Origin of the sequence: Streptomyces virginiae, assembly GCF_040638905.1 — a bacterium.
GTDB lineage: Bacteria > Actinomycetota > Actinomycetes > Streptomycetales > Streptomycetaceae > Streptomyces > Streptomyces virginiae_B.
This window is the reverse complement of sequence record NZ_JBEZYV010000017.1, coordinates 69916-90647: the sequence shown is the minus strand read 5'-3', so window position 1 is coordinate 90647 and position 20732 is coordinate 69916. Positions and strand designations below refer to the sequence as shown.

Here is a 20732-nt window from a genome sequence, read left to right as displayed (position 1 = left end):
AAATGAGCGAGTACACCGTGTTTGAGTACGAGAAGGACGGCGCCGCGATCTACCGCCAGTCCTTTGCCACGATCCGCGCCGAGGCGGACCTCTCCGGGCTGCCCGCCTCGGTCGCCCAGGTCGCGGTGCGCATGATTCACGCCTGCGGGATGACCGACCTCCCGCAGGACCTGGGGTACACCCCCGAGGTGGTGCTGCGGGCCCGCGCCGCGCTGGAGGCGGGCGCGCCGATCCTGTGCGACGTCCAGATGGTCGCCAGCGGCGTCACCCGCAAGCGGCTGCCCGCCGACAACGACGTGATCTGCACGCTCTCCGACCCGGCGGTCCCGGACCTCGCCGCGAAGATGGGCACCACGCGCAGCGCCGCCGCCCTCGAAGTGTGGCGCGACCGCGGCCTGTTGGAGGGTTCGGTGGTCGCCGTCGGCAACGCGCCGACCGCGCTGTTCCGGCTGCTGGAGATGATCGAGGAGGGTGCCCCGCGCCCGGCCGCCGTCATCGGCGTGCCCGTCGGCTTCATCGGCGCCGCCGAGTCCAAGGACGCCCTCGCCGCCCACTCCTCCGGCCTCGACCACCTCGTCGTACGCGGCCGCCGCGGCGGCAGCGCCATCGCCGCCGCCGCCCTCAACGCCATCGCGAGCGTGGCCGAATGAGCGACGACGCGCAGCCCAAGGGCCGCCTCTACGGGGTCGGGCTCGGCCCCGGCGACCCGAACCTGATGACGCTGCGGGCCGTCGAGGTGATCGGCGAAGCGGACGTGGTCGCCTACCACAGCGCCCGCCACGGCCGTTCCATCGCCCGCTCGATCGCCGCGAAGCACCTGCGCGACACCCACATCGAGGAGCCGCTGGTCTACCCGGTCACCACCGAGACCACCGACCACCCCGGCGGCTACCAGGGCGCCATGGAGGAGTTCTACGAGGAGGCCGCCGCCCGGCTGGCCTCCCACCTGGACGCCGGCCGGACCGTCGCCGTGCTCGCGGAGGGCGACCCGCTCTTCTACAGCTCGTACATGCACATGCACAAGCGGCTCGCGGACCGGTACGACACCGAGGTCATCCCCGGAGTCACCTCGGTCAGCGCCGCCGCCGCCCGGCTCGGCACCCCGCTCGTGGAGGGCGAGGAGGTCCTGACCATCCTCCCCGGCACGCTGCCGGAGGAGGAGCTGACCGCCCGCCTCGCGGCCACCGACTCGGCAGTCGTGATGAAGCTCGGCCGGACCTTCCCCGCCGTGCGCGGCGCGATGGAGAACAGCGGCCGGCTCGCCGAGGCCCGCTACGTCGAGCGCGCCACCATGGAGGGCGAGCGAACGGGCGTCCTCGCCGACACCGACCCCGACAGCGTGCCGTACTTCGCCGTCGCCGTGGTGCCCAGCCGGATCGGCAACCCGGGCAGCGTGCCGTCCGGCCCCGGCGAGGTCGTCGTCGTCGGCACCGGACCGGCGGGCCCGCTGTGGCTCACCCCGCAGACCCGGCGCGCCCTCGCGGACGCCGAGGTGCTGGTCGGGTACACGACGTACCTGGACCGGGTGCCCGTCAAGCCGGGCCAGGTCCGGCACGGCTCCGACAACAAGGTGGAGTCGGAGCGCGCCGAGTTCGCCCTCGACCTCGCCCGCCGCGGCAAGCGGGTGGCCGTGGTCTCCGGCGGCGACCCGGGCGTCTTCGCCATGGCCACGGCGGTCCTGGAGGTCGCCGTGCAGGCGGAGTACAAGGACGTGCCCGTACGGGTCCTGCCGGGCGTGACCGCGGCCAACGCGGCGGCCGCCGCGGCCGGCGCCCCGCTCGGCCACGATTACGCGACGATCTCGCTGTCCGACCGGCTCAAGCCGTGGGAGGTCATCGCGGAGCGGCTGCGCGGGGCCGCCGCGGCCGACCTGGTGCTCGCCCTCTACAACCCCGGCTCCCGCAGCCGGACCTGGCAGGTGGCGCAGGCCCGCGAGCTGTTGCTGGAGCTGCGCGCGCCGCAGACCCCGGTGGTCGTCGCACGCGACGTGGGCGGCCCGGAGCAGTCGGTGCGGATCGTCACGCTCGCCGAACTGGAGCCGTCCGAGGTCGACATGCGCACGATCCTGCTGATCGGCTCCTCGCAGACACAGATCACCGAGCGGGCCGACGGCTCGCGGATCACGTGGACGCCGCGCCGCTACCCGTGACGGGTCGGCCTGACCGGAAGTCGGTCCCGGGGTGCTCGTCCCACCCCGGGACCGATGTGTTCACACCTGCTGCCGCAGCCAGTCGAGCACCGCGGCCACCGATTCCGCCTCCGCCACGCCCTCCGGGACCGCCGGGCGGCGCACCACGAGGACCGGTATGCCGGCCTCGCGGGCGGCCGTCAGCTTGGGGGCGGTGGCCGAACCGCCGCTGTCCTTCGTCACCAGGACGTCGATGCGGTGCCGGGCGATCAGCTCCCGCTCGTCGGCCAGGGTGAACGGGCCCCGGGCGAGCAGGACTTCCAGGTGAGGCGGGACCGGCGCCTCGGGAGGGTCCACCGAACGCACCAGGAACCAGGTGTCGGTGAGGCGCGCGAAGGCGTGCAGGCCCATCCGGCCGGTGGTCAGGAACGCGCGGGAGCCGAGGCCGGGCAGCCGGTCGGCAGCCCCGTCGAGCGAGTCCACGAAGGTCCAGTCGTCGCCCGGCTCCGGCGTCCAGCCTGGGCGCCGCAGCGCCACCAGCGGGACCCCCGTGAGCGCCTCCGCCTCGGCGGCGTGGAAGCTCATCCGCTCCGCGAACGGGTGGGTGGCGTCGACGACACGGGTGACGTCGTGGGCGACGATCCAGGCCGCGAGGCCCGTGATACCGCCGAAACCGCCGATCCGGGTGTCGCCCGGCGGAAGCACGGGCGAGGCGACTCTTCCCGCGAGCGACGTGGTCACGCGGCAGGAGGGGTCGGTGGCCAGCGCCTCCGCGAGGCGGCGGGCCTCGGTGGTGCCGCCCAGGATCAGGACGTGGCCGCCCGTACCCGCCGGGTCCGGTTCAGCAGGCATGCCGGTCGCGCTCGGGGGAGTACAGGTGGCTGTCGCGGAACTGCTCCGCGCCCAGGGTGCGGCCCACCACGATTACAGCGGTGCGGACCAGGCCCGCCTCCTTCACCTGGCCGGCGATGTCGGCCAGGGTGCCGCGCAGGATCAGCTCGTCGGGGCGGCTGGCCAACGCCACCACCGCCACCGGGCACTCGGCCCCGTAGTGCGGCAGCAGCTCGTCGACCACCCGGTCCACGTAGCGGGTGGCCAGGTGCAGGACGAGCAGCGCGCCGCTGCGGCCCAGGGTGGCCAGGTCCTCGCCGGGCGGCATCGGGGTCGCCTGCTGGGCGATCCGGGTGAGGATGACGGTCTGCCCGACGGTGGGCACCGTCAGCTCCCGCTTGAGGGCGGCGGCCGCGGCGGCGAAGGCCGGCACGCCCGGGACGACCTCGTAGGGGATGCCGGCCGCGTCCAGCCGCCGCATCTGTTCGGCGACGGCGCTGAAGATCGACGGGTCGCCCGAGTGCAGCCGCGCCACGTCCTGGCCCGCCTCGTGGGCCCGTACGCACTCGGCGACGATCTCGTCCAGGTTCAGCTGCGAGGTGTCCACGAGGCGGGCGTCCGCCGGGCACTCGGCGAGCAGCTCGCGCGGCACGAGGCTGCCCGCGTACAGGCAAACCGGGGCGGCGGCGAGGGTCCGGGCACCGCGCACCGTGATCAGGTCGGCGGCGCCGGGGCCCGCACCGATGAAGTACACGGTCATGTCTGATCCTTCTCCTTGGTGTGCGTGTCCTGGGCGTCCGCCTGCGGGGCGTCCGGCTGCTTCGTCACCGACCACTGGGTGACCGGCATGGCCTGCCGCCAGCCCGTGAAACCGCCGACCGGCACGGCGTGCGCGACGGCCAGTTTCACCAGGTCGCCGCCGTGGCGCCGGTAGCGGTCGGTGAGGACCGCCTCCGACTCCAGGGTGACCGTGTTGACCACCAGCCGGCCGCCGGGAGCCAGCGCCGCCCAGGCCGCGTCCAGCAGGCCCGGCGCGGTCAGCCCGCCGCCGATGAAGACCGCGTCGGGGGCCGGGAGCCCGGCAAGAGCGTCCGGGGCGGCTCCGACGACCACGCGCAGGCCGGGCACGCCTAGCGCCGCCGCGTTACGGGTGATCCGCGCGGCCCGCTCCGGGACGCGCTCCACGGCCACCGCCCGGCACGAGGGGTGCATGCGCATCCACTCGATGCCGATGGAGCCGGAGCCGCCGCCGATGTCCCACAGCAGCTCGCCGGGGGCCGGGGCGAGCGCGCACAGGGTCGCGGCGCGGACGTGGCGCTTGGTGAGCTGACCGTCGTGCTCGTAGGCGGCGTCCGGCAGGCCGGGGGTCGCGCCGAGGCGCGGTGCGCCGTGCGCCGGGTCCCGGCGGCAGTCGACGGCCACCACGTTCAGGGGGTCGCCGGGCGCGTGGTCCCAGGTGTCGGCCGTGCCCTCGTACGCGTCCTCGCGCTCGGAGCCGAGCTGTTCCAGGACCCGCATCCGGCTGGGGCCGAAGCCCCGTTCGCGGAGCAGAGCGGCGATTTCGGCCGGGGACGCGGCGCCGGCGCTGAGCACGAGCACCCGGCGCCCTTCGAACAGCGCGGCGGCGAGCCGGGCGACCGGGCGGCCCACCACGGTGACCACCTCGGTGTCCTCCACCGGCCAGCCCAGACGGGCGCAGGCGTAGGAGACGGACGAGGGGTGCGGGCGGACCAGCAGGGAGCGCGGCCCGAGCTCTTCGGCGAGGGCGCGGCCGATCCCGTAGAACATCGGATCGCCGCTGGCCAGCACCGCGATCCGCCGCCCGGCGTGCTCGGCCATCAGCTTCGGTACGGCGGGCCGCAGCGGGCTCGGCCACGCCACCCGCCGCCCGGGGCACTCGGCGGCGGGCAGCAGGTCCAGCTGGCGCGGCCCGCCGATGAGGACCTCCGCCGAGGACAGGGACGACCGCGCGGCGGCGGTGAGCCCGGCCCACCCGTCGGCGCCGAGGCCGACGACCGTCACGGGTATGGGGGGCGGTGCGGAACTCACTGCGCTGTACCTCGGGGCGGGAGGGGGAAAGAGGGTGGACCCGCAGCCTACTGGCCGGCGGCGGCGACGCCCCGCCCACCCTCGTGAACCCGGGAGGGGCCGCCGGGTCTACCCTCGGTGACCCACCGCGATCGAGGGAGCTGCCATGCCCGGCTGGAACGCCACGCACATTCCCGACCAGAGCGGCCGGACCGCCGTCGTGACCGGCGCCAACAGCGGCATCGGCTACGTCACGGCCCGCGAGCTCGCACGGCGCGGCGCCTCGGTGGTCCTGGCCTGCCGCAGCGCGGCCCGCGGGCGGGCAGCCCTGTTCCGGCTGCGGGCGGAAGTCCCTGCGGCAAAGGCGGAGTTCATACCGCTCGACCTCGCCGACCTGCGCTCCGTGAGGGAGTTCGCCGCCGCCTGCGGAGAGCGGCACCCCGCGCTGGACCTGCTGGTCAACAACGCCGGTGTGATGGCGCTCCCGTACGGGCGGACCGCCGACGGGTTCGAGACCCAGTTCGGGGTCAACCACCTCGGGCACTTCGCCCTGACCGGGCTGCTCCTGCCGAGGCTGCGGGCCGCCGCTGCCGGGGCCCGCATCGTCAACGTCTCCAGCGGTTTCCACGTCCTGGGGCAGATCGGCTCCGGTGCGGACGGCCCCGCGGAGACGGGCGGCTTCGGCGGCCCCGGCAGCGAGCACGGCTACCGCCGCTGGGTCGCCTACGGCCGTTCCAAGACCGCCAACCTGCTCTTCACCCACGAGCTGGGCCGCCGCTTCGCCGCCGCCGGCTCCCCGATCACCGCTGCCGCGGCCCACCCGGGCTACGCCGCCAGCAACTTCCACGCCGGAGCGGCCACGCTGGAGGGCCCCACCCCGATCTCGCGTGCGGCGGCCCTCGGCAACGCGGTCATCGCGCAACCGACCGCCTCGGGTGCGCTGCCCACCCTGTACGCGGCCACCGCGCCCGGGATCGGGCAGGACGCTTTCATCGGCCCGCGGTTCGGCTGGCGCGGCGCGCCGGCGCCGTCCTGGCGGGCGGGGTGGACCCTCGACGACACCGCGGGCGAACGGCTCTGGGCCGCCTCCGAGAAGCTGACGGGCGTCTCCTACGCGTCCCTGCCGCGCTGATCCGGCGCTCCGGCCGGGACCGGGTGCGTCAGACCGGCGGCATCAGGTCGCTCTCGCTGACGGTGTACGCCAGCGGGGGGTAGCTGAAGTCCGTCTCCCTGTTCTCCCGGCGCCGTAGCCGGTAGAACTCGCGCTCCTGCTCTTCGTCCGCCGCCGTGAGGCGTGCCCCCTGAGGGAGATACGCCTGACCGCCGCGAAACCGGACGAAGGTCTTCGACGTTCGAAACGTCACGCCCAGCCATTCGTTGTCCGCCACCCCGGCGGAGGTGTCCAAAACGATCCTGTGCCGCAGCCGCCGGTTCGATGCGACGGAGAAGGCGACGACGCCGTGGTGGGCGAGAGGGATCTCGGCCTTCTCGCCACCCGACCCCTTCGATTCGAAGACCAGCTTCCTCGGCGGGCCCGCTCCGGGGTTCTGGTAGCAGGAGAAGACGGCGATGAACGACTCGTCGGCCAGATCCAGGGCTTGGTCACAATGGCCGCCCATGGTGGTGTAAGCGTTCGTGTAGCGCTCGATGAGGGCGTTGTTGAAGCCGACCGGAAGAGCCGCACGTTCCTGCACACGCCGCGCCAGCCGTTCGTGCACCGCCCGGAAACGCTGCGCAGGGCTGCCGTATCGAGTGGTGGTGCGTACGAGAGGCACACCACCCGCCTCGTCGATCTTGACAAGGGTGGCGCCTCGCCGGCCCTTGCCCACGTCTTCCCACCGAACCGACGCGGACAGCTCCGCGAAGAGGTCCTCATCGGTCGGCACATCGCACGAGAGGATCTCATCCGAGATCCTCCACTGCGGGGGCAAGCCTGGGGGCAAGATAGTCTCCCGTGTTCATGCTGAAGCGGAATCGGTCGCCGTAATCGATGAAGGACGAGGTCCGGTTCTCCTCGGCGTACAGCCTGCGCAGCTCGTCCATGCCTTCCGGCGTGGGTTGCTCCAACTGCGCCAGATCGCCGGCCACGTCGAGGAACGTGCGGCCGTCCTTGTGCACGGCTTCCGCTTTCGAGCAGCGCACCACGTATCCCAGGCGGGTCGGCAGCAACTCGGCGTCCAGCGACGAGGGCCGGACCGCGTGCGTGTACAGGCGGTTGGTGGACAGCGGCATGAGGAAGACGGAGCCGGGGTGAAGGGTCAGGGTGAACTGCTCCGGCAGCACGACCCCGTCGTGCTGTGCGGTGGGCTCCTTGAGGCGGAAGTGGAGCCTGGTCAGCCCGCTGGCACCCTTCACACCGAAGTCGAAGGCGTCTTCGGCCAGGGGCTGCAGCTCGTCGAGCCCGTCGTAGAAGGTGCAGAAGGCCATGATGCCGTCGGCGGGCATGTCCTTGGTCTTGTCGGCATGGGCCGAGATCCTGGCCTTGGACTGTTTGCGCTCGGCCGTGGCACGGGTGTTGTGGTAGATCTGCGCCAGTACGTGATTGAGCGGTGCGTGGTCGCGGAAGACGGTGGCGGCCTCAAGGTTCAGAGCCTCGACGATGCGGGTGTCGGTGGGGCGGAAGCCCTCGGTCGGCCCCGAGAGGTTCGTCGAGCACCGGAGCAGGCGGAAATGCAGTGCGTCACCGCGTCGCGTGACGGGCGTCAGATAGATTCCGCTGCGGTGGGCCGTTCCCGGCTTGTCGGACTCCGTCAGGGACTGGAACGCGTGCTCGGCACTGATCCGTCCGAAGTGATCGGCGTCGAGTTCGAAGAAGCGGCGGTAGTACACGCCGACGCCGTGTACGCGCAGCGGGACTCGGCCGAGGCCGATGAGGGCCCACCGTCCGTCGACGTCCTCGCCGTAGCCGTGTGACAGCTCCCGGACGACGAGCACCCGGGCAGCCGCATCCAGCAGGCGGCCGCTGATCCCGGACATGTCGCCGCACAGGTAGACGGTCTTCTGCGCGAGGTCGGCCGCCCCGGAGGCCAAGTCCTCCGGCGTGATCACGGACCCGAAGAATTCCCTGACCACGTCGTGGTCCCGCAACGCCGAAGGCGCGACCAGGATGTTGCCCGCGTCCTCGATACGGGCTTCTGTCGGCTCTGCCGTGCACATCAAGCGGTACCTGTCGTTCGCGCGCCTCGGTGGATCGATCAGAACAGTAGCCGGTCCCTCTCCGGAACAGGCCGGGTCAGGAGTGGGTGGAGCGCTCGTACAGGGCCCGCACGCCATCGCCGAAGTGGACGCTGTACGAGGTCTCGTCGTCGCCGCCCCCGTCGCGGCCGCCGATCACGCCGATCAGCGTGTGCCCGTCGGTGAGCACCGGGCCGCCGCTGGTGCCGTTGGGCACGTCCGCGCAGTCCAGCCGCAGCTGCGTCGGGCCGGCCGGGCGGGCCGTGGTCCGGCAGTCCAGGGGCTGCTCGGCGAAGTTCGGATAGCCCACGAGCCGCGCGGGCACGGGCAGTTCGCGTCCGAAGGCGATGGTCTGCGCACCCGTGACGTCCTCCAGGCGCTGGCCGGGGTATCCGGGCCGGCGCAGCCGGAGGAACGCGATGTCGTGGTCGGGGTCCTGGTCCGCAGTCCAGCGCGGGTCCACGTCGATCCGGGTGGGCACCCAGACGCCGTACGGTGCGATCCCGTCCCGGTAGCCGGGCGCGAAGGCGAGGTTGGTGCGGAAGCCGCCGCCGTACACGCAGTGGGCGGCCGTGGCGACGAGGTCGCCGGCGGGGGAATGGACCACGACGCCCGAGCAGTGGTGGTCGGGGTCGCCGTCGTTGCCGGGGGAGAAGAGCGCGCCGATCGCCGGTTCGGCCGGGGCGGGTCCGGCCACCAGAGGATCGGAGGGCTCCCACCCGCCGGATCGCCAGTTCACCGCGCCGCCGACGGCGAAGGCCTTGCCGTCGGTCGGCGGCTCCGGGTCCTCGCGGACGATGCCGTCGAGCACGGCCGACGCCGTCCGGTCGGCACGCTCGGGATCCTGCTGGTAGAGGCCCTGGACCGGATCGCCGTCCGCGCGGTTGGCGGCGATGCCGCTCAGCTCCCAGGCGACGTACCCGGCCCCCACGAGGACCAGGCTGCACAGCAGGCCGACGGCCACGGAGCCCCGCACCGCGGTCCGTCCCCGCTCCCGCCCCTGAACCCTGCTGGACATGTGGTTCCTCCCGCCCGCGTACGCGTCCGACTCTCGGTTCGATGGAGGGGAGGGCGACCCGGGTTCCGAGGTCGGGACGTGTCCGTTCTCACAGCCGATCCCAGCGCTGTGTGCATGCCATGGATTTGCCTCGCGGTCGCCGCATCGCGCGAAACCCAACCGGCCCGTGCGCGACCCGCATCGAGCCGCACGGGAAGCGGCGGGCGACCGGACCCACCGCGAAACCGGATGCGGCAGGTGCGTCCGGTTGAAAGGGTGACGCAATGGAAGACCTCGAACACGACGCGACCCCTGACGGCGCGCCCGGCTGGACCACCACTCCCGTCGGGCCGGAACTCCTGCGCGGGGCACTGGAAGTGGAACGCACCGCCCGCGGCGTCCTGCCCCACCGGCTGCCCGCCTGGGCCCGCCGCCAGGCCCCCGGCGATCTCACCGACGTCGAGGCCCAGCCCGCCGGCGTGAGGCTGGCCTTCCGTACCCGGGCCACCGCCGTCGAACTGGACGTCCTCGCCACCACGACCGTCTACCGGGGAGCGCCGACGCCCCCGGACGCCGTGTACGACCTCCTGGTCGACGGCCGCCCGGCCGGCCGGGCGGCCGCCGACGGCGGCGGAAACGTCCGTACCGTCGACACCACCACCTGGGCCGCGGTCCTCACCCCCGGCCCGCCCGGCACCGTCCGGTTCGCCGGACTGGCCGACGGGCCCAAGGACGTCGAGATCTGGCTGCCCTACCGGGGGATCCACGAACTCATCGTCCTGCGCACCGACGCCCCCGTGGAGCCGGCGCCCGACCCCGGCCGGCGCGTCTGGCTGCACCACGGCAGTTCGATCAGCCACGGCTCGACCGCCGACGGGCCGACCGGGACCTGGCCCGCGCTGGCAGCCGCCCGCGCCGGTGTGGAACTGGTCAACCTCGGCTTCAGCGGCAACGCCCTGCTCGACCCGTTCACCGCACGGACCATGCGCGACACCCCCGCCGACCTGATCAGCCTCAAGATCGGCATCAACCTCGTCAACCACGACGTGATGCGCCTGCGCGCCTTCACCGCCGCCGTCCACGGCTTCCTCGACACCCTCCGCGAAGGACACCCCACCACACCCGTCCTGGTCGTCTCCCCCCTCCACTGCCCCATCCACGAGGACACCCCGGGCCCGGCCGCCGCCGACCTCAGCGACGGCCGGCTGCGCTTCCGCGCCCTCGGCGACCCGGCGGAGGCCGCCCACGGGCGGCTGACCCTGCGCGTCGTCCGCGACGAACTCGCCCGCATCACCGCGGCCCGCGCCACCGACGACCCCCACCTGCACCACCTCGACGGCCGCGCCCTGTACGGGGAGGCCGACTTCGCCGAGTTCCCGCTGCCCGACGACCTCCATCCGGACGCCGCCGGCCACCGCCGCATCGGCCGGCGCTTCGCCGAGCACGCCTTCGGCTCCGCATGGGCCCGGTGACACACCGGGGGTGTCCGGCGGATCACGGCCGGGCCCAAACTGTCCGACCTTGATCCGCCGGCCACCCCCAAACCGGGAGTTCCCTACCCCCTGCCGAGCGGTCGGCGCTACTTTGACGACACGACCTACGGGCGGCACGAGGGGGGCGGGGCGGCGATGCGTTTTCTCTTTGTCCACGGCACGGGAGTACGGCGCGAGCGGCACGACCGGCTCTTCGCCCTGGTCCGCGAGCGGCTGACGGCCAGATTCCCCGAAGCCTTCGTCGACTCCTGCTACTGGGGCGACCGGTTCGGTGCGACCCTCGGCGCCGGCGGCCGGTCCGTACCCGGGCTGCGGCCCGCCGCCGGAGCCGCACCCGACGCCGTCGACGCGGAGACGGCCGAGTGGGCCCTGCTGCTCGCCGACCCGCTGTGCGAACTCCGGGTCCTCGCCGAGGCCGGCTGGGCGGACGCCGGCCAAGACACGAACGCACCCGGGGGCGGGGACGACGACGCCTTCGCGATGCCCGGCGTACAGCCCGCCGGGGTCCGGGTGCTCGCGCTGCTGGACGGCTTACCGCCCGCGCCTCCCCGCTCCGGGGACGAACTCGGCGCCCTCCTGCACGGCACCGGGCTCGCCGCCGGCTTCCCCGCCGCCCTGACCGCCGCCGCGGACTCCGCCGAAGCGGCCCGCGCCGCGGACCGGGCCACCGGCGAACCGCAGGCACGGGAGCTGGCCACCACCCTCGCCCGGGCCGTGACCGCCGGCGCGCTCGCCGCCGCCGGAGCCGACGCCGACTGCACCGGCGCCGAACGGGACCGCCTCGTCGAACTGCTCACCACCCGCCTCGGCGGCGACGCCCGCGTCCCCGGCGCCCGCGCGGCCGCCGTCCTCGGCCGGCTCGCGATGCGGGTCACCACCCAGCCCCTGCTCAACGCCTGGCGCGGATCCCTCACCGCCGGCGCCACCCCCGCGCTCGGCGACATCCTGCGCTACCAGGCACGCGGCCACGACCTGAGGGAATTCCTGCACGCGCGGATCGCCGCCGCCCCGGGGCCGACCGTACTCATCGGCCACAGCCTCGGCGGGATCGCCCTCGTGGACCTCCTCGCCCTCGCCGCCGCCCGCGGCGAGGCCGTCCCCGGCACGGAACTGCTCGTCACCGTCGGCTCCCAGGCACCCTTCCTCTACGAGCTCGGCGCGCTGACCGCGCTCGAGCCGGGCGCGAAGCTCCCGTACGGCTTCCCGCGCTGGCTCAACGTCTACGACCGCCAGGACGTGCTGTCCTACCTCGCCGGGCCCGTCTTTCCCGGCGACCCGCGCGTCACCGACCACGAGATCGGCAGCCGCCAGCCCTTCCCCGCCTGTCACAGCGCCTACTGGAAACAGGACTCCCTCTACGAACGGATCGAACAGGCGGTGGCCGAAGCGGAGATCGGGTGATCCCCACCGGCTTCCTGCCCCCGGCCCTCGGCCCGCAGCGCACCTTCGCGCTCGTCGCCGGCGTCGAGCGCTACGACATCAGCCATCGCTGGAACCTGCGCGGCCCGGCCCGCGACGCCCTGCGCTTCGCGCACTGGCTGACCGGCCCCGCCCAGGTGCCGCCCGGGAACCTCCGGCTTCTGCTGTCCCCGCTCGACGAACCCGAAGCCCTCGACTGGCCGGACTCCCCGGCCATGGCGGCCCTGCGGACGGCGTACCGGCCGGCGACCGAGGAGAACGTGAAGGCGGCGCTGCTCGACGAACTCCCGCAGTGCGACGGCGACCTGTTGTGGATCTTCTGGGCCGGCCACGGCTACCTCGGGCCCCGCCAGGAGCTCATGCTGCCCTGTGCCGACGCCCGCCCCAGCCAGATCCGCCACCTCAACCTCGATTCGGCGCTCCGCTGGTGGCGCACCGACCTGGTCAAACACCGCAGCTTCCCGCTCCAGGCCGCACTCGTCGACTCCTGCCGCGTCGACGCGCCCCGCGACGCCCGCTGGAACTTCGGCAGCACCGACTACGGCGGCGGCAGCTCGGTGCCGGGACGCCGCCAGTTCCGCCTCTACGCCTCCCGCGAGGGCGAGGCCGCGCAGAACGACGCCGAGCGCGGCGCCGGCCGCTTCACCGAAGCCCTCCTCGCGGAACTCGGCGGACGCTCCGTACGCGAGAGCGTCAGCGGGCTCCCCGTCGCCGCCCGCAGCATCCACCGCACCTTCCGCGAACTGCGCGACCGCGGCGAGGGCTGGCAGCTTCCGCAGTTCCTCGTGGACCGGGACTGGGACGCCTGCTCCTTCCTCGACGACGACCTGGCCGCGGTCGCGCTGCCCCGGGCCGCCCGCCTCGACCAGCAGGCCTGGGACGGACTCGGCGCGCTCTTCGAGGGCCGCGAACTTCCGCGCTGCGCCTACGAGGCCTACGCCTGGGCGTTCAAGGCCGCCGGCTGCACCACCCCGGTCGGCGGCGGCCTGCCGGGCGACGGCCTCCTGGACGTGGTCCAGGACCTGGACGAACGCCAGGGCGGACACGGCGGGATGCCGCTGGCCGTGCCCTTCGTACGGTTCCTCGCGGACCGGGCCGGAACGGCGGGCGACGCGGCGTGGGCGGGGCGGCTGAAGGACTGGGTGGACACCACCCGCGAGCGGCTCGCCCTGCCGGTGCTGCCCCCGCCGCCGCCCCCCGCGCGCACGACCGTCGTACACGTGGGGCTGGAGCCGCCGCCGGACGGCGGGCCGGGCTTCCGCGCCCGGATGTGGCTGCGCGGCGAACGCACCGAGCACATATGGGAGTCGCAGGGCGCACCCGTACGGCTGGACACCGTACGGGAGGAACTCCTGCGGCAGCTCGCCCTCATCGGCGCGGCGCCGACGGACGGCGGCGGGGCCGGACCGCGGGCCCCGGGCGGCGTCGACCGCATCGAGTTCCACGTGCCGTACGAACTGCTCGACACCGACTTCGACCAGTGGCCGGTGCCCCGCGGCCCGGCCGGCCGGCACCGCGCCCTCGGCCTGCTCCACCAGGTCGTGGTGCGCTGCCCGCAGGAGCGCGCTGACACCCGCGCCGAGTGGCACACCAGCTGGCGGTGGCTGTGCACCCGGGGCGGCCGGCACCCCGAGGCCGTCCGGGTGGTGGAGGAGGCCGAGGTGACGGACGCGCTGGGGATGGAACTGGCCGAGCGGCCGGCACCCGCGTGCGTCCTGGCGCACACCACCTCCGCCCCGCACGCCGGGCTGCTGGAAGCCGTACTCGAAGGCGGTGTCCCGGTCGCGGTGTGGCGGCGCGGGGGCGCCGCGCCGCCGCCCCCGCTCCTCGACGTGCTCGCACCGGCCGGGCCCGACGGCCGCCCGGACCCCGGCGCACTGGACGTACTGGCCCTGCCCGCGCGTGTGCGGGAGGTGCGCCGGGCGGCCGCCGGCGCAGCCGCCGCAGGCGCGCGCGCCGCCGCGGGCGACGGCCAACCTCCGGCAGGGGAAGACCAGTTGGTCCTCCTGTGGGACGATCCCGACGACATACCCGACTCCCGGTCCCTGGCCTGACCCCCGACCACTGACAGACGGCGACACGACGATGGAGGCAGAGGCAGTGGTGAAGGACTGGTGGCTGTACCAAGGGGCCGGTGAGGGCGCGGAACGGCGCGCCCGCCTGGAAACCGCATCCCCGCCGCCCTGGCGGGACTTCACCGGCAGCCCCGACCCGGGCTACGCGCCCCCCGGGTGCGAGGGGTCCGCCTGGGAGCGCACCCGCCGGCGCGGCGAGGGCTACGTCCCCGACGAGCAGGAGAAGGACGTCGTCAACACGGCCCTGCACCTGCGCAGGCCGCTGCTGATCACCGGGAAGCCCGGCGTCGGAAAGTCCACGCTGGCCTACAGCATCGCCTCGGACCTGGGTCTGGGGCCCGTACTGCACTGGCCCATCACCAGCCGGACGGTGCTGCGCGACGGGCTGTACCTCTACGACGCCATCGGCCGCCTCCAGGAGGCCGGCCTGGAGCAACTGCGCAGGCCGGTGGGCCCGGTGGGTCCGGTGGGCCCCGCGGCACCGGCCACCGTGACCGCCGGCGCGGCAGAACCCGCGGCCGAACCCGGCACCGAACCCGCCCACGCGCCCTCGATCTCCCGCTACCTGCGCCTCGGGCCGCTCGGCACCGCCCTGCTGCCGCAGGACCGGCCCCGCGTCCTGCTCGTGGACGAGATCGACAAGAGCGACATCGACCTCCCCGGCGACCTCCTCACCGTCTTCGAGGACGGCGGCTTCGTCGTCCCCGAACTCGCCCGTCTCGCCAAGGAGGACCCGACCGTCGCCATCGGCACCGACGACGACCCCGACGCCTCCGTGCAGATCTCCCAGGGCCTCGTGCAGTGCCGGTACTTCCCCGTCGTCGTCCTCACCAGCAACGGCGAACGCGACTTCCCGCCCGCCTTCCTGCGCCGCTGCGTCCGCCTGCACCTGGAGCCGCCCGGCCCGGAGAAACTCGCCCGCATCGTGCGCCGCCGGCTCGGCGTCGACGTCGAGGAGGGCGGCGAGTACCAGGAGCTCGTCCAGGACTTCATCGACCGGTCCGGGGACGGTGACCTCGCCACCGACCAGCTCCTCAACGCCATCCAGCTCCGCCTCGCCGGCGCCTGGTCCGCCCCCGCCGACCGCGACCGCTTCCTCAAGACCGTCATGCAGCACCTGACCGGGCCCACGGCGTGATCGAGGAACTGCTCGCGGCCCTCGCCGACGGCGCCGAGGACGCGGGCCCGCGTCCGGGCATCGGGGCGGAGGAGATCGCCGACATCCTGTGGCTGGCCGCCCGCGTGGACCCCGCCGGGCCCCGCCCGCCGCCGGTCGCGCCCGGCGACGACGTGGAAGCCGAGCGGCCACCGGGGGCCGACCCGCCGGCACCCGAGGCCGCCGCGGTCTCCGGCGGCCCGGCGGACGGGCAGCCTGCCGTCAAGCTCTTCCCCGCCTCCGTACCCGACCCCGCCGGGAAACCGGCCGACGAGGGCGCCGGCCGCCGCGGCTCACCCGTGCGGCTGCCCCGGGCCGCCTCCCTCGACGACCCGCTGGCCCTGATGCGGGCCCTGCGCCCCGTCGGGCGGCGCTCCATCGGCGGCCCCGGGGAGGAACTGGACGAGCAGCTCACCGTCGAGCGCAGCATCGAGCGGATGGTGCCGACGCCCGTCCTGCGGCCGGCCGAGAGCCGCTGGCTCGACCTGGCGCTGGTCGTCGACACGCACCACTCGATGCTGCTCTGGGCGGACCTCGTGGACGAACTGCGCCGCGTGCTGACCCGCAGCGGCGTCTTCCGCGACGTACGCACCTGGCAGCTGACGGGCACCGGCTCCGGCGCCACCCCGATGCTCACCCGGGGCCGTTCCGGCGCGCCCCGCAACCCGACGGAACTGGCCGACCCCGCCGGCCGCAGGCTGATCCTCGTAGTCTCCGACACCGTGGCGGGAGGCTGGTGCGAGGCCTCCGTACAGGGCGTGCTCCGGCACTGGTGCACGCACAACGCCGTGGCCGTGCTGAACGTCCTGCCCGAACGGCTCTGGACGCGCGGCGCCGTCCGACCCGTCCCCTTCGCCGTCCGCGCCGACCGTCCGGCCGCCGCCACCCGCTCCTGGCAGCGGGCGGCGACCGCCCGCCGCTCCCGCTCCCGCGCCGGCCGCCGGCGCGCCGCCGACGTCGTCCCCGTCGTCGGTGTCGCCCCGGGCAGCCTGGCCCGGCTGGTGCGGGTGGTCTCAGGGGACGGCCGCTGGCGGCGCCTGGCCTGTCTGCGGCTGGACGCGGAGCCGGGGAGCACCGGCGCCCGCGAAGCCCCGGCCGGCGGTGTCCGCAGCGCGCTGGAGGTGGTGGAGCGCTTCCGTGCGAGTGCCTCCCCGACCGCCCAGCAGCTCGCCGCCCACCTGGCCGCCGTACCGCTGACCCTGCCGGTCATGAACCTGGTCCGGCGCTCCCTGCTGCGGGACTCCGAGCACGGACACCTCGCGGAGGTCGCCCTCGGCGGGCTGTTCGCGCCCTGGGAGCACGAACGGAACGCCGATGAGGTGGAGTTCGAGTTCCTGCCCGGCGTCCGGGAGGCGCTGCTCGGCTCGCAACTGCGCGGTGAGGTGGCCGCCGTACGGGAACTGGTCCGCCGGCGCGTGTGGGAGTACATGTCCCGCAACCGCGGCACCGGACCGGACTTCTCCGCGACCAGGGTCACCGACGGGCGGGAGGGCCGCCGGCGGGTGGCCGAGGGGTCCCTGCCGTTCGCGACACAGCCGCCGCAGGACCCGGGCCTCGCGGACCGTGTCGTACGCGTCCGCTACCACGGGCTGCCGGAGCCGCTGGAGGTCGGCACGCTCCTGACGCCCCGGCTCGTCCTCACGGTCGGGGACGCGGCCCCGGGGGCTGTCGGCTGGGTGCGCGCCGGCGACCGGGAGGTCTCCTGCCGGGCGGTGTGGTCGGACGATGCGATGCCCCGGGTGTTCCTGCTCCTGGCCGAGGAGGACCTGACCGGCCCGGAACCCCCGCCCGATCCGCTGCCGTGGCTGACGGCGGACCAGCCGCCGGGCCGCGTCAGGATCGACGGCCGCACCGACCAGGGCGACGCCGTCGCGCTGACGGGCGAGGTGGTGCCGTACGAGGGCGCCCGCAACGGCGAGCTGGTACGGCTCTCCGCGGAGCCGGAGGCCTGGACCCACTACCGCGGCGCCCCGGTCTCCCGCGACGGCGCGTTGATCGGCGTCGTCCACGGCGTCTGGCCGGACCGCATGGTGTTCCTCTCGGGCAGCGCGTTGCTGGAACAGCCGGACTTCCGAGCGGTGATGGCCGAGCACGGACAGGTCCGTTCCACGGAGGGCACCGTGTGCCTGGCTGTGCGGCTCGGTGACGACTGCGTCTATCCGGCAGGAAGTTCGCCGAGCGCGGAGGCCGTCAATCTCTTGATGCGGCTCGTGGAGGACACGGACGTCGCCGTGAGGCTGGCCGGGGGCGTGCAGGACCAGCCCGTGCAGGTGCTGCTGGTGGAGGCACCGGGGGCCCTCGGCAAGGCGGGTCTGCTGCTGTCCGGACTCCCGCGTACGGCTGCACTGTTCGCGGACCAGAGGACGGGAGGCGGACCCTTCTCGCTCGACATCGCCGTGGCAGCGGGGCCCGTGGAATCGCTGCCGGAAAGACGCGGCGTCACCGGGCAGGCCGCGTCCGAGGCCGGCCGGCTCCTCGGGCATTCCGGGATGGTGAACCGGAGCCGCTCGTCGCAGGGCTCGCTGGCCGTGGCCCTGGCCCGACCCGTGTACGAGGAGCTCGGCGCGATGGTCGGTCCCACGGCGCTGCGCACGCTCGTTCCGCTCGGCGGTGACACGGAAGGCTGGTTGTGCACCGGGGACTGCGCCGAGCTGGGCCTGGCCCTGACGGAGGCCGCCGAGCTCCGGGGGGCAGCCGTCGACTGGCTGACCTGCGGTCATCGTTCCGCGCAGCCGCCGCGCGCCCCGTGCACGGGGATCCGGCTGCCCGGCCGCGACGTGTGCCTCGCCCATCTCGACCCCGATGGGGAGCACGCGTACCTGGGGGCCCTCGGGCCCGGATCCCCGGTGGACCTCAGGGGAACCACCTTCAAGGGGGGGCTGCTGCAGCGGCTCCTGAACGCCTTGCGGGAATCGCGCTCGCAGCCCGTCACGCTGGGCGAGGCGGTCTTCGACCGCGCAACCTTCGTGGACGACTGGAGCGAGGGCGGCATCGAGTTCTTGGCCGGTGCCTCCTTCAGCCGGGCAGTCTTCGCGGGACGGGCCAGGCTCGGGAACTCCACCTTCGCCGGACGGGCCTCCTTCGACGGCGCGGTGTTCCTGGGCGTCGGCGACTTCGACCACAGCCGGTTCCAGGCGGGAGCCGATTTCCGCCGTGCGCAGTTCCGCGGACTGGCGGGCTTCTCGGAGAGCGCCTTCCTGGAGGAGGTGTCCTTCGCCCGGGCGGTGCTGGAGGCCTCGGCGGACCTGAACGGGATGCAGGTGGCCGCCGAGGCCGACTTCTCGCGCGCGGTGTTCTGCGGTCTGACCGGGCTGAGCGGGGCTTCCTTCGCCGGACCGGTCTCCTTCGCCTCCACGACGTGGGAACTGGGACTGGTGTCCACCGGCGCCGTGTTCGAAGGGCCGGTGGACTTCGGCGGAGCCACGTTCCAGGGCCGGGTCCGTCTGGAGCAGCTGCGCCTCCAGGAGGCGCCCGGGTCCGCATTCGGGGACCGACCCGGGCGCTGGGCCGTCCACCAGCGCCCGGACGGCACCTGGGACATCCGTCTGCTGGGCTCCGAGCAGTGAACGGGCGACGTCCCGCCGGTCAGCAACCGCTGCGGGAGGTCTCCAGGTGGCGTGAGGGGCGGCCGTCCGGGGTGGGGAGGCTCGCCTCGATCTCGTCCAGGGCGCGGCGGGCCGTCGCGATGCGGTCGCGGACGTCGGTGTCGGGGCCCGCGGCCGGCGGCGGGCCCGGCTGCTTGCGGTCGCGGTCGGCCGCGTCCTCGATCTCGCGCGCCTCGTCGAGGGAGTTGAGCACCACCCCGATGAGGACGTTGACCAGGACGAAGGAGGCGAGCAGCGCGTAGGAGGCGTAGTAGACGATGCTGAGGCGGGAGATCTGCAGCCCCGCGCGGACGGCGTCAGTCAGCCCGTCCAAAGTGGTCAGCAGGAACAGCGTGAGCATCGCGCGGCCCACGGAGCCGTAGTGCCCCGGGTCCGAGTCGGCGAAGCAGACCCAGCCGACCATCGCGTACACGTACAGCACCAGGCCGCCGACGAACAGGAAGCTGGCGGTACCGGGCAGGCTGCGGCCGACCGCGATCAGCAGGATGCGCAGGTGCGGGAGGAAACGGGCCGTGCGCAGCACCCGGGCCAGCCGCAGCAGCCGCAGCAAGGTGGTGTTCTCGCGGACGAACGGGACGAAGGCGGAGGCGACGACCGCCAGGTCGAAGAGGTTCCACGGGTCGCGGAAGAATGCTTTCGGCCGGTCCGCGAAGGCGCCGACGCGCAGCAGCATCTCCACGCTGAACAGGGCCAGGCAGCACTGCTCGGCGGTCCGCAGCAGCCGCTGGTACTCCGCCGCGAGCCCGCTGTACGTCTCGACACCCATCAGCGCGGCGTTGAACAGGATCACGCAGAAGACGACCATGCCGAAGGCGGGCGCCTCGGTGGCCACCCGGCACCGGGCCGCCAGCTTCATCCGGGCGCGTCCGGCGGGCCTGGGGTTGGTCATCGTGCTCCTCGTACTCTCGCGTGCACCACGGGCGAACGGCGGCCCACCCTCCCTAACGCCCCACAGCCGATCGGGTTTCACCCCTGCGCGCGCCCCAACGCGCCGAGGCGTGCGCCCCCACCGTCCGAACGGCGGTGGGGACGGACCGCCCTACGACAGTTGCCGTCGCACCAGGTCGTTGACCTCGGCGGCGTGCTCGTTGAGGTAGAAGTGGCCGCCGGTGAAGCGGTGGAGGGCGAACGGGCCCTCGGTGTGGTCGGCCCAGCCCGCGGCCTCCTCCGCCGTCACCGCCGGGTCGGCGTCCCCGGTGAGGACCGTGATCGGGCAGGCCAGGGCGGGCCCCGGCCTGTAGCGGTAGGTCTCGGCGGCCTTGTAGTCGCCACGGATCGCGGGGAGCACCGACCGCAGCAGCTCGTCGTCGGCCAGGACGGCCGGGGCCGTGCCGCTGAGCCCCTTGATCTCGGCGAGCAGCTGCTCGTCGGGGGCGAGATGGACCAGCTGGTTCTCGCGGTGGTGCGACGGCGCCCGGCGGCCCGAGGCGAACAGGGCCACGGGAGCCGGTTCGCCGGCCTCCTGCAGCCGCAGCGCCACCTCGAAGGCCAGGGACGCGCCGAGGCTGTGGCCGAACAGCGCCACCGGCCGGTCGCACCAGGGCAGCAGCTCGCGGGTGACCCGGTCCGCGAGTTCCATCAGGTCGTCGACGCACCTCTCGCCCCGGCGGTCCTGGCGGCCCGGGTACTGCACGGGCACCACGTCGGCGTACGGGGACAGGGCCCGGGACATCGGGAAGTAGTAGCTGGCCGCGCCGCCCGCGTGCGGGAAGCAGAACAGCCGTACGGGGGCGTCGTCGGCGGGGTGGAAACGGCGCAGCCAGTCGCCGGTCGCCGGCGGGGCGACTGCGGAGGCGCGGTTCGTACGGATCATCGTCGGTCGGTGT

Annotated in this window: 16 protein-coding genes; 8 read left to right on the top strand and 8 right to left on the bottom strand. The window is 74.2% G+C overall.

Annotated features, from left to right (window positions below; genetic code table 11):
• Positions 1-2 precede the first annotated feature (2 nt).
• Both AB0F82_RS23050 and AB0F82_RS23045 read left to right on the top strand, forming a co-directional pair.
• Entirely contained in the window at positions 3-650 is a 648-nt protein-coding gene (locus AB0F82_RS23050; protein WP_362630842.1) for a precorrin-8X methylmutase, read from the top strand.
• Positions 647-2149 (top strand): precorrin-2 C(20)-methyltransferase, encoded by a 1503-nt coding sequence (locus tag AB0F82_RS23045; RefSeq protein WP_362630839.1) that lies wholly within the window; start codon positions 647-649, stop codon positions 2147-2149. Before AB0F82_RS23050 ends, AB0F82_RS23045 begins: the two co-directional genes overlap by 4 nt.
• A gap of 60 nt (positions 2150-2209) precedes the next feature.
• Here the strand turns inward: AB0F82_RS23045 and AB0F82_RS23040 are convergent, their stop codons facing one another.
• From AB0F82_RS23040 to cbiE, 3 genes are read right to left on the bottom strand one after another with little or no spacing between them, the layout of a single operon-like run.
• Complete coding sequence (locus AB0F82_RS23040; RefSeq protein WP_362630836.1) at positions 2210-2980, bottom strand: cobalt-precorrin-6A reductase; 771 nt, start codon at positions 2978-2980, stop codon at positions 2210-2212.
• On the bottom strand, positions 2970-3719 hold the full coding sequence (cobM, locus tag AB0F82_RS23035; protein ID WP_362630833.1) for a precorrin-4 C(11)-methyltransferase: 750 nt from the start codon (positions 3717-3719) through the stop codon (positions 2970-2972). Before cobM ends, AB0F82_RS23040 begins: the two co-directional genes overlap by 11 nt.
• Complete coding sequence (gene cbiE / locus AB0F82_RS23030) at positions 3716-5008, bottom strand: precorrin-6y C5,15-methyltransferase (decarboxylating) subunit CbiE (protein WP_356815387.1); 1293 nt, start codon at positions 5006-5008, stop codon at positions 3716-3718. Before cbiE ends, cobM begins: the two co-directional genes overlap by 4 nt.
• Before the next feature lie 145 nt (positions 5009-5153).
• Here cbiE and AB0F82_RS23025 point away from each other — a divergent pair, with 145 nt between their 5' ends.
• Complete coding sequence (locus tag AB0F82_RS23025; RefSeq protein ID WP_362630830.1) at positions 5154-6119, top strand: oxidoreductase; 966 nt, start codon at positions 5154-5156, stop codon at positions 6117-6119.
• Between the two features lie 28 nt (positions 6120-6147).
• Here the strand turns inward: AB0F82_RS23025 and AB0F82_RS23020 are convergent, their stop codons facing one another.
• The 3 genes from AB0F82_RS23020 to AB0F82_RS23010 form a co-directional block, all read right to left on the bottom strand.
• Entirely contained in the window at positions 6148-6918 is a 771-nt protein-coding gene (locus AB0F82_RS23020; protein WP_362630827.1) for a hypothetical protein, read from the bottom strand.
• Positions 6890-8143, bottom strand: coding sequence for a hypothetical protein (locus AB0F82_RS23015; protein WP_362630824.1), 1254 nt, complete (start codon positions 8141-8143; stop codon positions 6890-6892). Before AB0F82_RS23015 ends, AB0F82_RS23020 begins: the two co-directional genes overlap by 29 nt.
• A 76-nt stretch (positions 8144-8219) precedes the next feature.
• The gene (locus tag AB0F82_RS23010; protein WP_362630821.1) at positions 8220-9179 is read right to left on the bottom strand and encodes a trypsin-like serine peptidase; all 960 of its coding nucleotides are present in this window, start codon (positions 9177-9179) and stop codon (positions 8220-8222) included.
• 263 nt (positions 9180-9442) lie between these two features.
• On the opposite strand from AB0F82_RS23010, the gene AB0F82_RS23005 reads away from it, so the two are divergent.
• The 5 genes from AB0F82_RS23005 to AB0F82_RS22985 all read left to right on the top strand — a co-directional run bounded on the left by AB0F82_RS23005 (position 9443) and on the right by AB0F82_RS22985 (position 18867).
• On the top strand, positions 9443-10630 hold the full coding sequence (locus AB0F82_RS23005; protein ID WP_362630818.1) for a GDSL-type esterase/lipase family protein: 1188 nt from the start codon (positions 9443-9445) through the stop codon (positions 10628-10630).
• 156 nt (positions 10631-10786) lie between these two features.
• On the top strand, positions 10787-12052 hold the full coding sequence (locus AB0F82_RS23000) for a hypothetical protein (protein ID WP_362630815.1): 1266 nt from the start codon (positions 10787-10789) through the stop codon (positions 12050-12052).
• A complete protein-coding gene (locus AB0F82_RS22995) occupies positions 12049-14124 on the top strand; it encodes a hypothetical protein (RefSeq protein ID WP_362630812.1) in 2076 nt (691 codons plus the stop codon). The genes AB0F82_RS23000 and AB0F82_RS22995 overlap by 4 nt, the downstream gene beginning before the upstream one ends.
• Positions 14125-14155: 31 nt before the next feature.
• Complete coding sequence (locus AB0F82_RS22990) at positions 14156-15283, top strand: AAA family ATPase (RefSeq protein WP_362630809.1); 1128 nt, start codon at positions 14156-14158, stop codon at positions 15281-15283.
• Positions 15280-18867, top strand: coding sequence for an SAV_2336 N-terminal domain-related protein (locus tag AB0F82_RS22985; protein WP_362630806.1), 3588 nt, complete (start codon positions 15280-15282; stop codon positions 18865-18867). The genes AB0F82_RS22990 and AB0F82_RS22985 overlap by 4 nt, the downstream gene beginning before the upstream one ends.
• 19 nt (positions 18868-18886) lie before the next feature.
• Here AB0F82_RS22985 and AB0F82_RS22980 read toward each other — a convergent pair whose 3' ends face one another.
• Together AB0F82_RS22980 and AB0F82_RS22975 are read right to left on the bottom strand one after the other, a co-directional pair.
• Positions 18887-19795, bottom strand: a complete 909-nt coding sequence (locus AB0F82_RS22980; protein WP_362630803.1) for an ion transporter — start codon at positions 19793-19795, stop codon at positions 18887-18889.
• A gap of 150 nt (positions 19796-19945) precedes the next feature.
• On the bottom strand, positions 19946-20719 hold the full coding sequence (locus tag AB0F82_RS22975) for a thioesterase II family protein (RefSeq protein ID WP_356815708.1): 774 nt from the start codon (positions 20717-20719) through the stop codon (positions 19946-19948).
• Positions 20720-20732 lie beyond the last annotated feature (13 nt).

Excerpts from the sequence above, each read along its gene's own strand:
- AB0F82_RS22980 (WP_362630803.1), bottom strand. The coding sequence starts at position 19,795 with ATGACCAACCCCAGGCCCGCCGGACGCGCCCGGATGAAGCTGGCGGCC.
- AB0F82_RS23015 (WP_362630824.1), bottom strand. The coding sequence starts at position 8,143 with ATGTGCACGGCAGAGCCGACAGAAGCCCGTATCGAGGACGCGGGCAAC.
- AB0F82_RS23045 (WP_362630839.1), top strand. The coding sequence starts at position 647 with ATGAGCGACGACGCGCAGCCCAAGGGCCGCCTCTACGGGGTCGGGCTC.
- cobM (WP_362630833.1), bottom strand. The coding sequence starts at position 3,719 with ATGACCGTGTACTTCATCGGTGCGGGCCCCGGCGCCGCCGACCTGATC.
- AB0F82_RS23005 (WP_362630818.1), top strand. The coding sequence starts at position 9,443 with ATGGAAGACCTCGAACACGACGCGACCCCTGACGGCGCGCCCGGCTGG.
- AB0F82_RS23040 (WP_362630836.1), bottom strand. The coding sequence starts at position 2,980 with ATGCCTGCTGAACCGGACCCGGCGGGTACGGGCGGCCACGTCCTGATC.
- AB0F82_RS23000 (WP_362630815.1), top strand. The coding sequence starts at position 10,787 with ATGCGTTTTCTCTTTGTCCACGGCACGGGAGTACGGCGCGAGCGGCAC.
- AB0F82_RS22975 (WP_356815708.1), bottom strand. The coding sequence starts at position 20,719 with ATGATCCGTACGAACCGCGCCTCCGCAGTCGCCCCGCCGGCGACCGGC.
- AB0F82_RS23025 (WP_362630830.1), top strand. The coding sequence starts at position 5,154 with ATGCCCGGCTGGAACGCCACGCACATTCCCGACCAGAGCGGCCGGACC.
- AB0F82_RS23010 (WP_362630821.1), bottom strand. The coding sequence starts at position 9,179 with ATGTCCAGCAGGGTTCAGGGGCGGGAGCGGGGACGGACCGCGGTGCGG.
- AB0F82_RS22990 (WP_362630809.1), top strand. The coding sequence starts at position 14,156 with ATGGAGGCAGAGGCAGTGGTGAAGGACTGGTGGCTGTACCAAGGGGCC.
- AB0F82_RS23050 (WP_362630842.1), top strand. The coding sequence starts at position 3 with ATGAGCGAGTACACCGTGTTTGAGTACGAGAAGGACGGCGCCGCGATC.